The following is an 8,891-nucleotide window of genomic DNA, read 5'->3' as shown; positions in this document are numbered from 1 at the left end:
CCGGGTGGTGGGCGCGGCGTCGCGGGTGGGCGCGCCGCACGGCGTCGGGGTGGCGCTGGAGTGGCTGCCGCTGGCCGACCCGTCCGGGCTGACCCGGCTGGGCGCCGACCGGGGCGTGTGCGGGGTGATCCTGGTCAACACGACCCAGGCCGCGCTGGACGCGGTGCCGCCGAGGCTGCGCGGCCGCGTCGTCTCGATCGGTCAGGGCTCTCCGGCGGTGCCGTCGTTCGACGTCGACAACGCCGGTGGCGCGGGTGAGGTGCTGCGTCACCTGTACGCCACCGGCCGGCGCCGCGTCGTCATGGTCACCGGGCCGCGCTGGTTGAGCTGCGCAGAACGGTCGGTGACCGCGTACCGGGAGCTGATGCGGGAGTCCGGGTCGCCGGAGCGGCTGGTCACCGGCGACTTCACCGCGGCGCGGGGTGGCCGGGCGGCACTGGAGGCGCTGCGCCGGTGGCCGGACGCCGACGCGGTCTACGCGGCCAGCGACGCCACCGCGTTCGGCGTGATCGCCGCGCTGCGCGGGCGCGGCGTGCGGGTGCCGCACGACGTGGCGGTGGCCGGGTTCGACGACCTGCCGTACGCGGCGATCAGCAGCCCGCCGCTGACCACCGCGACCCACCCGGTGGACCGGATCGCCGCCGCCGCGGCCACGGCCGTGCTGACGCGCGCGCCGGTCGCCCCGAGCACCGCGTTCCCGTCGACGCTGGTGGCCCGCGAGAGCGCCTGACGGTCGACGGGTACGGCGAAGGAGGGCCTCCGGTGGGCGGTGTCATGACGTGGATGTACCGGGGCGGCCGGGTGGTGCTGCGCCGTCGCCGCCGCGAGCCGGTCCGGCTGGTCGAGGTGCCGGTGGCGCAGCGGCCACCGATCCTGCGCCGGCATCTCGCGCTCGCTCCCGGCGCGCGCCCGCACGCGCCGGTGGACCGGCACGCCCCGCTCGCCGACTTCGCCCGGGTCGCCCCCGGCATCCCGGTCTTCCGGATCGTCGCGGCGGAGTCCCCGGCGCGGTGACCCGCCGCCCGGGTCGTCACCGGGAACCCCGGCGGAACGGCGACACGACAATCCTTCAGAATATCGATCGCTCACGTTTTCGACGTCGTCCGAATGGGAGAGGACGCCGGTAAGATCGGCGACAGAACGGCGACCGATCACGGACTGCCCGGCGGGCTGCACCGGCTCACACTGAGCGCATGAATACGAGACTCCGCCGCAGCCGGGCATTCCGCCTCGCGGTGTGTCTCGCCCTCGTGGCGATATTGAGCGGCTGCATGCAGCTCAACCTCGGGCTGACCGTGAACGACGACGACACGGTCTCCGGTCAGCTCCTGCTCACCGCGCCGAAGTCCGTGCTCAAGCAGCGCAACCCGGACCCGGCGGTGGCCTTCGCGGAACTGCGGCCGAACATTCCCTCACTTCCGCCCGGAGCGGAGACCCGGTACGAGGACGCCACCTCGTACGGCATTCAGATCACGTACCGGAAAACACCGCTGGCACAATTCACGAGCGAAAGCGTGAATCTTGTCCGGGACGATGATCTGTATCGCTTCTCGCTCCCGCTGGACCCGAAGAAATACGGCGGCAAGTTCGGGCAGCAGGATCCGCGCCAGCAGCAGGCGTTCATGACGCTGATGGCGTTCGAGATCTCGGTGACGTTCCCCGGCCGGGTGCTCGACACCAACGGCACTGTCACCGGGCGCTCGGTCACCTGGAAGGTGGTCGCCAACCAGCCCAAGCCGTCCGAGCTGCGCGCCGTGGCCCAGGCGCCCCCGCCGCCGGCCACCAGCCCGGCCGCCGTGGTGACCGGTGACGGTTCCTTCCCGTGGCTGCCGGTGGTGGCCGCCGTGGTCGTCCTGCTGCTGGTCGCCGCCGTGGTGCTCGTGCTGCTGATGCGGCGGCGGCGCTCCCGCGGCGGCCCGGACGCGACGGCGACCACCGGCCCGGGCGTGCCGGCCGGCCCCGCCCCGGCCTCCACCGGCGCCCCGGCCGCGCCCGACGCACCGACTCGACCCGCCGGTCCGCCGGCCTGAGCCCACCGACCACCGACGGCGTCCGCGCCGGCGGCCCACCAGCACACCGGGCGGAGGCTGGGTCACGTGACCCGGAACGCCGCCGCACCATCCCACCCCGACCTGCACCACCGCACCATCGAAAAGAGGGGGATCGCCGTGAACGATCTCTTCACCTGGGCCGCCCTGGGCAGCCTCACCGGCGCCAGCGCCGCCACCCTGCTCGCCGCGAACGTCGTCGGCGGGCTGATCGGCCCGAGCGGCGACAAGGCGCGCAAGTGGATCGCGCTGGGCTTCGCGCTCCTGCTGTCCTACCTGACCGCCGCGTTCGCCGCCGACGCCGGCCCGGAGAAGTGGATCATCGCGTTCTTCAACGGGCTGGTGATCTTCTCCGCCGCGCTCGGCGTCAACCAGCTCCCCCCTGGTAACCGGCAGGCGACGCAGGCGTCGCCGACCCAGCTCGCCCAGGGCCGCGAGCCCCGCTACGTCCGCTCCTGGGTTTGAGAGAGGTGACCCCATGATCTTCGGCATCCTCAGCGCGGCCGTCCAGGTCGTCTTCGGCGCCGTACTCGGGCAACTCGCCGCCGGCACCGTCGGCCTGCTGGCCGGCGCGGTCGTCGGCCTGCTCGTCGGCGCGCCCTTCGGCTGGGCGTCCGCGTCCGCCGGCACGTACGGCGCCGACCCGAAGGGGATCTTCCTGTTCGTGGTCGACCACACCTGGAGCCTGCTCAACACGTTCGCCGGGGCGCTCTTCCTGGCCCTGCACCTGGTCTTCGGCCACCAGCTCGACCGGATCGTCTCGGCCGGCAGCGGCCGGGTCAACGTGATCGAGGGCGTCTCCCCCCGGTACGCGACCACGATCGGCACCGTGTGCGCCGGCTCCAGCCCGGGCATCCAGCGCCACGAGGACGTGCACGTGTTCCAGGCCCGGCTGCTCGGCCCGTTCTACCTGCCGCTGGTCGCGCTCAACTACGTGCTGTTCACCATCGCCCCGGTGTGGCTGCTCTGGCACGACCACACCAACGCGCCGATCAACCGGTTCACCCGCTACTTCGAGATCGGCGTCTACCCGCACGTGTGGAACGAGGCCATCGCGTACCGGATCCAGGGGACGCCACCGCGATGACCGGCGCGATCGAGGCGGCCGTCGCGGACGTCGTGAGCTGGCTGACCGGAGCCGCGGGTGAGCCCGTACCGGTCGGCCCGCCGCGCGACGACCCCGGCGGCGGCCTCACGGTCTGGCCGCTGGAGCTGCGGCCGGCCCGGCAGACCGCCACCGGCGGCGCGGCGCGCGAGCCGTACCGGTTCGTGGTCCGCCTGCTGGTCTCCGGCGGCGGGCCGGCCGCCCTCGCGGCGCTGGACCGGGTGCTCGCCGCCGCCACCACGGCGGGCCGGCCGGAACTGGTGCTCGCCACCGGCGACCCGGCGCTGTGGCGAGCGCTCGGCGTGGCGCCCCGGCCGGCGCTGCTGCTGGACGTGCCGGCCCGCATCGACCGGCCGGTCCCGATCGCGCCGCCGGTGCGGCACCCGCTGCGACTGCGGCAGCTCGGCATGCGCACGCTCGACGGCCGGGTGGTCGGCCCGCAGGACCAGCCGCTCGCCGCCGTCCGGGTGGAGCTGGTGGGCACCGCCCAGGCCACCGAGACCGACACCGCCGGCCGGTTCCGGCTGACCGGCGTGCCGCACGACCCCGACGCGCCGGAGGCCCCGGTGCGGATCCGGCTGGTCGGCGCGGGACGCGTCCACACCGCCGAACTCGATCCGGACGGCGACCACCTGATCGTCGTCCGCGCGCCCGACTGACGTCCGAGGAGGACCGATGCCCACCTACTTCTCCCCCGGCATCTACGTCGAGGAGGTACCGAGCGGGGCCCGCCCGATCGGACCGGTCGGCATGAGCACCGCCGCGTTCGTCGGGGTCGCGCCCGACCGGGGCGCCCACGTCGGCGAGGCGCTGGCGGTGAACAGCTGGACCGAGTTCCTGCGGCTGTACGCCGACGGCGAGCACCTGGAGAGCACCCCGCTGGCCCGCGCCGTGTTCGGCTTCCTGGACAACGGCGGCACCCGCTGCTGGGTGGTGAACGTCGGCGAGGGCGGCCGCCTCACCGGCACCGGCGGGCGGCGCGGCGGCCTGGAACTGCTGGAGGCGATCGACGAGGTCTCCATAGTGGCCGCGCCCGGCTACCACGACCCGGTCTCGCACGAGGCCCTGATCAGCATGGCCGAGCGGCTGCGCACCATGGTGGCGATCTGCGACCCGCCGCCGGAGGTCACCGACGTCTCCCGGCTCACCCGCGTCGCCACGCCGGGCAAGCCGCCCAAGCCCGCGTCGGCCGGCTCGGCCGACAAACCCGCCGAGGGTACGCCGGGCGACGCCGACGACGAACCGCCCGGCACCGGCGGCGACCGACCCCGGCAGTCGGACTACGCCACCTTCTACTTCCCGTGGATCCGGGTCCGCGACCCGCTCAGCGGCGACCTGGTGCTCACCCCGCCGAGCGGGCACGTCGCCGGCATCTGGGCCCGCACCGACGCGCTGCGCGGCGTGCACAAGGCGCCCGCCAACGAGCCGGTACGCGGCGCCGTCGACCTCGCGTACCGGGTGACCCGGCCGGAGCACGACGTGCTCAACCCCAAGGGCGTCAACGTGATCCGGTTCTTCGCCGGGGAGGGCATCCGGCTGTGGGGCGCCCGTACGCTCGCCGCCGAGGCCAGCGAGTGGCGCTACCTGACCGTACGGCGGCTGTCCATCTCGATCGAGCAGGCCATCGCGGGCGGCACCCGGTGGATGGTGTTCGAGCCGAACGACTTCACGCTGTGGCGCTCGATCCGCCGCGACATCGGGGCGTTCCTCACCCGGGTGTGGCGCGACGGCGCGCTGCTCGGCCGTACGCCCGAGGAGGCGTTCTTCGTCAAGTGCGACGAGGAGACCAACCCGGCCGACGTCCGCGACGCCGGGATGGTGGTGGCGCACATCGGCATCGCGGTGGTCAAGCCCGCGGAGTTCGTGGTGTTCAAGCTGAGCCAGTGGGCCGGCGGCACCGAGACCGAGACGATCGGAGGCTGACATGCCCACCACCGCGACGCCGCAGCCGGGGGCGCCCGTCGACCCGTACCGCGCCTACCACTTCAAGCTGCTGATCAACGGCATCACCAACGGGCACTTCACCGAGGTCAGCGGCTTCGAGGTGGCGATTCCCGCGCTGTCGTACCGGGAGGCGGGCAACGAGCGCATCCGGGCCGTGCCGGGACAGGTCGAGTACGCCCCGGTCACGCTCCACTTCGGCCTGACCAGCTCGCGTGAGCTGTGGGACTGGGTGAACGCGGCGGCGAAGGGCACCGTCAACCGGCGCAACGTGTCGGTGGTGCTGCTCGACCCGGCCGGCACCGCCGAGGTGCTGCGCTGGAACATGATCAATGCCTGGCCGACCCGGTGGCGGGGCGCGCACCTGAACACCCTGTCGCAGGAGATCGCCATCGAGGCGCTGACCCTGGCGTACGAGGGCCTGGAACTGGAGGCCGGCGGTGCCGCCGCCCCGGCGGGCGCGTGACCGGCTGGCCCGCGCGCTGCGGGTCACCGCGGATCGCCTGTCCGGTCCGGCCCCGGCCGAGGATGCGCCGTCCTCCCCCGGCCAGCAGCCCGCCCCCGGTCAGCCGCCCGAGCACTGGCGGCGGCTGGTGGCGGCGCACGCCCCCGGCCTGCTGCGCGACCTTCCGCCGGTTTCCGCTCCTCCCCCGCTCTCCGACGAGCGGCGCCAGAGGGGCCGGTGGCGCTGGATGGCACGTTTGATCAACGGACTCGCCGCTTTCCGCAACAGCCCGCCGAGATCTTGGTACGAAAGGGCCCCTATAGGGGCCGTTTCCTACCAAGATCTCCCGGAGCTCCTGGGAAGTGGGACGGGGATCTCGGGAAGCGGGAACTCGGAGCCGGGGCGCGGTGCGCGGTCGCCGGGAGCGACGAGTGCCGGGTGGGAAGTGAGCGGGGCGGCGCCTTCCACGCCGACGCCGGGCGCCCGGTCCCGCTCGGACAGGCCGTCGCGGTCGTGGGACGACGGGGCGTCTGCGGGTGAACCCGCGAACCGGTTCGTGACGGAGCCGATCGGCTTGGCCGGGGCACCGGAGAGGACGAGAGCGGCGCGTATGCCGGACCGGACCGGGTCACCGGGCGCCGTCGGCCCGACCGGTACCGCAAGCACCACGGAAGCCATCGGTGGCGCGCCCCCGGCACGCCGGCCGGTGGTGACTCGCGCCCTCAGGCCGGCCCTCACCGGCACGAGGGGCGCGAGCAGCGACGGCACCGGTCGGCCCACCGACCCGGGCGTGCCCGCTGGCACCGCCGGGCCCGAACACCCCGCCGGCAGCCGGGACACGATCGGATCGCCGGGTCCCGTGGGATCCGGCGAATCGGACCGGCCGTCACCGTCCGAGCGCAGGCCCGGCCCCGACCGGGTGGACCCGCTCCGCAACCTCCCACAGGTCGACCGGGGCCGGCCGACGCGCAGGGACGACATCGCCGGAGCGGACGTGCCGTCCGGTCGAGGTGACAGGCCCCCGCTCGCCTTCGCGGCTGCGCCACCGTCGTTGCCGCGCGGACCGGCCGCACGCATCAAGGGCGGTCGAACCGGATCAACGAACGGTCGCGACGGGACAAGGGACGGATCCGTCGCCCAGTACCCGGGGCGCGCCGCCGACGTGCCGTACCCGGGCGGACACGACCCGGCGTCCGGGGAGAGGCAGGGGCGGTGGCCCGCGCGTCCCACGTACAGCAGCCCGTGGCCGGCCCTGCCGGACGGTTCCGACCCGATCCGCACGACGGGCCAGGTGGCGACCGGGATGGCCGAGGGCGGCGGGACGCACGCGGATCCGTGGCCGGCGCTCCCGGCCGAACCGGCCTGGCCCGCCCCGCAGCCCACGCGGTGGAGCGACACGGCCCGGCTGGACCGGGAACAGGCGGGTGACTGATGGAGCGCGTCGCCTTCCTCGTGGACGAGTCCGGCACCCGGGTCGACTGCCTGCTCAACCCGGAGACCGTGCAGGTGACCCGGCTGGCCGGGGTACGCCCGCGCGGCGGACCGGACGGGCCGCTGACCGGCGCCGGGCTGGCCGACGACCCGCTGGTCTTCACCGGCGGCGGGCGTACCGAACTGGTCCTCGATCTGCTCTTCGACGTCGACTTCGTGGAGTCGCCGGCCCGGCCGGAGGACGTCCGCACGCTGACCCGGCCGTTGTGGATGCTGGCGGAGAACTCGGCGGTCGAGCACGGCTGGCTGCGCCCGCCGCTGGTCCGCCTGGTCTGGGGCAAGACCTGGAACGTCCCGGGCGTGATCACGGCGATCGCGGGACGGTTCGACGCGTTCACCCTCCCGGTAACGCCCCGGCGCTCCTGGCTGCGGCTGAAGCTGGTCCCGTCCGAGGCGCGGAGGCGGCGCGCGCCGGGTTCGAGGAGGAACTGGCCGCGGCGAGCACACCCGCTGTCGCGCCCGGGTCCGCGGTGGTCGCCGCCGCCGACGGCGCGGCCGAGCCGGGCTGGTCCGGGGTGCGCTTCGACCTGCTCGCCCACGACGCGCTGGGCTCGCCGCTGCGCTGGCGGCTGCTCGCCGAGCACAACCGGATCACCGACCCGCTCACCGTGCCCGCCGGCACCGCGCTCGCCGTCCCGCCGGCCGGCGCCGCCACCGTCGCGCCGGACGCCGTCACCGCGGGAGGCACGCCGTGACCCGCCACGCGACCAGCCCGGCGCGGCGAGCGGCCGCCGGGGGTGCGCCGTGAGCCGGGCCGCCCTGGTCACGGTCGACGGGCGACCGCTGGCCGATCCGGCCCGGCTGCGCGGCATCCGCGTCGCCGCCCGCCTCGACCGCCCGGCGCAGTGCGAGCTGACCCTCGCCACCGCTCCCGGCGCGGGTCCGCTCGACTCCGGTACGCCCCGGCGCCACAGTCGACGTCCGCCTCGACGGGCAGGCGGAGGCGCTGTTCACCGGCGAGGTGACAGCAGTCGAGCGGGAGTACGCCGGTGACGGCGCCGCGCTGGCCCGGATCCGGGCGTACGACCCGCTGCACCGGCTGCGCAAGCGGCAGGAGCTGCGCGTGTTCGAGTCGGTGACCGCCGCCGAGCTGGCCGCCGACCTGTGCGCCGGGCTGGGGTTGAGCGTGGCGGCCGAGGACGACGGGCCGCGCCTGGACCGGCTGCTCCAGCACCGGCACACCGACCTGGATCTGCTGTGCGAGGTGGCCGGTCGCGCCGGGCTGCACCTCGGCGTGGACGGTGACCGGTTGCGGCTGTGCACGCTGGACGGCTACGGGGAGCCGCTGCCGTTGACGCTCGGCGAGACGGTGCACGCGCTGCGGATCACCGAGAACCTGGACCGGGCGGGCGCGGAGTGCGCAGTGCTCGGCTGGCACCCGCAGCGCGCCGAGCCGCTGAGCCAGCGCGCGGACGAGGCGCGCAGCGGGCGGCGCATTCCGCTGCGCCCCGACCCGGGCGACGTGGGCGCGGACGGCGTCCGTACCGCTGTGGACCAGCCGGGCCGCAGCGACGACGAGCTGGCCGCGCTGGCCCGAGCCGGGCTGGACGCCCGGGTGGCGGCGCTGGTCACTGCCGAGGGCACCGCGGAGGGCGACCCGGCGCTGCGGCCGGGCCGGCGGATCGCCCTCGCCGGCGTCCCGGAGCCGCTCGCCGGGGTGTACGTGCTCACCGAGGTGGTGCACACCGTGGACGCCGACGGGCACCTGACCCGGTTCTCCACCGCGCCGCCCGGCCCGCCGCCGTCGGCCGCGCCCCCGGCGGCGACTGTCACGCTCGGCACCGTCACCGACGTCGACGACCCGGACGGGCTGGGCCGGGCCCGGGTGACGCTGCCCGCGTACGGCGATCTGGACGCCGGC

The 8,891-nt window shown here is 75.2% G+C and carries 10 protein-coding genes and 1 pseudogene; all 11 read left to right on the top strand.

All coding sequences use genetic code 11. The features are described 5' to 3' along the window. A partial coding sequence (locus tag MCBG_RS02590; protein ID WP_043323583.1) for a LacI family DNA-binding transcriptional regulator occupies positions 1-730 on the top strand: 730 nt, incomplete at its 5' end. A 32-nt stretch (positions 731-762) separates the two neighbouring features. Next, a complete protein-coding gene (locus MCBG_RS02585) occupies positions 763-1,014 on the top strand; it encodes a hypothetical protein (RefSeq protein ID WP_223201021.1) in 252 nt (83 codons plus the stop codon). A gap of 179 nt (positions 1,015-1,193) precedes the next feature. Next, a complete protein-coding gene (locus tag MCBG_RS02580; protein ID WP_223201020.1) occupies positions 1,194-2,030 on the top strand; it encodes an LppM family (lipo)protein in 837 nt (278 codons plus the stop codon). Between the two features lie 138 nt (positions 2,031-2,168). Then, positions 2,169-2,513: a hypothetical protein gene (locus MCBG_RS02575; RefSeq protein ID WP_043330052.1), complete on the top strand. Its 345-nt coding sequence runs from the start codon at positions 2,169-2,171 to the stop codon at positions 2,511-2,513. Positions 2,514-2,526: 13 nt separating this feature from the next. After that, positions 2,527-3,135, top strand: coding sequence for a glycine zipper family protein (locus MCBG_RS02570; protein ID WP_043323578.1), 609 nt, complete (start codon positions 2,527-2,529; stop codon positions 3,133-3,135). Continuing rightward, positions 3,132-3,812 (top strand): carboxypeptidase-like regulatory domain-containing protein, encoded by a 681-nt coding sequence (locus MCBG_RS02565; protein WP_043323576.1) that lies wholly within the window; start codon positions 3,132-3,134, stop codon positions 3,810-3,812. Before MCBG_RS02570 ends, MCBG_RS02565 begins: the two co-directional genes overlap by 4 nt. Before the next feature lie 16 nt (positions 3,813-3,828). Next, positions 3,829-5,076 (top strand): phage tail sheath family protein, encoded by a 1,248-nt coding sequence (locus MCBG_RS02560; protein ID WP_043323574.1) that lies wholly within the window; start codon positions 3,829-3,831, stop codon positions 5,074-5,076. A gap of 1 nt (position 5,077) precedes the next feature. Further along, positions 5,078-5,560: a phage tail protein gene (locus MCBG_RS02555; protein WP_043323571.1), complete on the top strand. Its 483-nt coding sequence runs from the start codon at positions 5,078-5,080 to the stop codon at positions 5,558-5,560. 1,410 nt (positions 5,561-6,970) lie between these two features. Next, a pseudogene (locus MCBG_RS33560) lies at positions 6,971-7,375 on the top strand (hypothetical protein); the annotation flags it as partial. 125 nt (positions 7,376-7,500) lie between these two features. Next, positions 7,501-7,725 (top strand): hypothetical protein, encoded by a 225-nt coding sequence (locus tag MCBG_RS33555; RefSeq protein WP_223201472.1) that lies wholly within the window; start codon positions 7,501-7,503, stop codon positions 7,723-7,725. A gap of 266 nt (positions 7,726-7,991) precedes the next feature. Further along, the coding region (locus tag MCBG_RS02540) for a contractile injection system protein, VgrG/Pvc8 family (RefSeq protein WP_255358572.1) at positions 7,992-8,891 on the top strand (900 nt) is incomplete at its 3' end.

This window comes from Micromonospora sp. M42 (assembly GCF_000568915.1).
Classification (GTDB): Bacteria; Actinomycetota; Actinomycetes; order Mycobacteriales; family Micromonosporaceae; genus Micromonospora; species Micromonospora chalcea.
This window is presented reverse-complemented; position numbering and strand designations above follow the sequence as displayed.

Coding starts and splice junctions, on each gene's coding strand:
- MCBG_RS02580 (WP_223201020.1), top strand. CDS start 1,194: ATGAATACGAGACTCCGCCGCAGCCGGGCATTCCGCCTCGCGGTGTGT.
- MCBG_RS02570 (WP_043323578.1), top strand. CDS start 2,527: ATGATCTTCGGCATCCTCAGCGCGGCCGTCCAGGTCGTCTTCGGCGCC.
- MCBG_RS02565 (WP_043323576.1), top strand. CDS start 3,132: ATGACCGGCGCGATCGAGGCGGCCGTCGCGGACGTCGTGAGCTGGCTG.
- MCBG_RS02560 (WP_043323574.1), top strand. CDS start 3,829: ATGCCCACCTACTTCTCCCCCGGCATCTACGTCGAGGAGGTACCGAGC.
- MCBG_RS02555 (WP_043323571.1), top strand. CDS start 5,078: ATGCCCACCACCGCGACGCCGCAGCCGGGGGCGCCCGTCGACCCGTAC.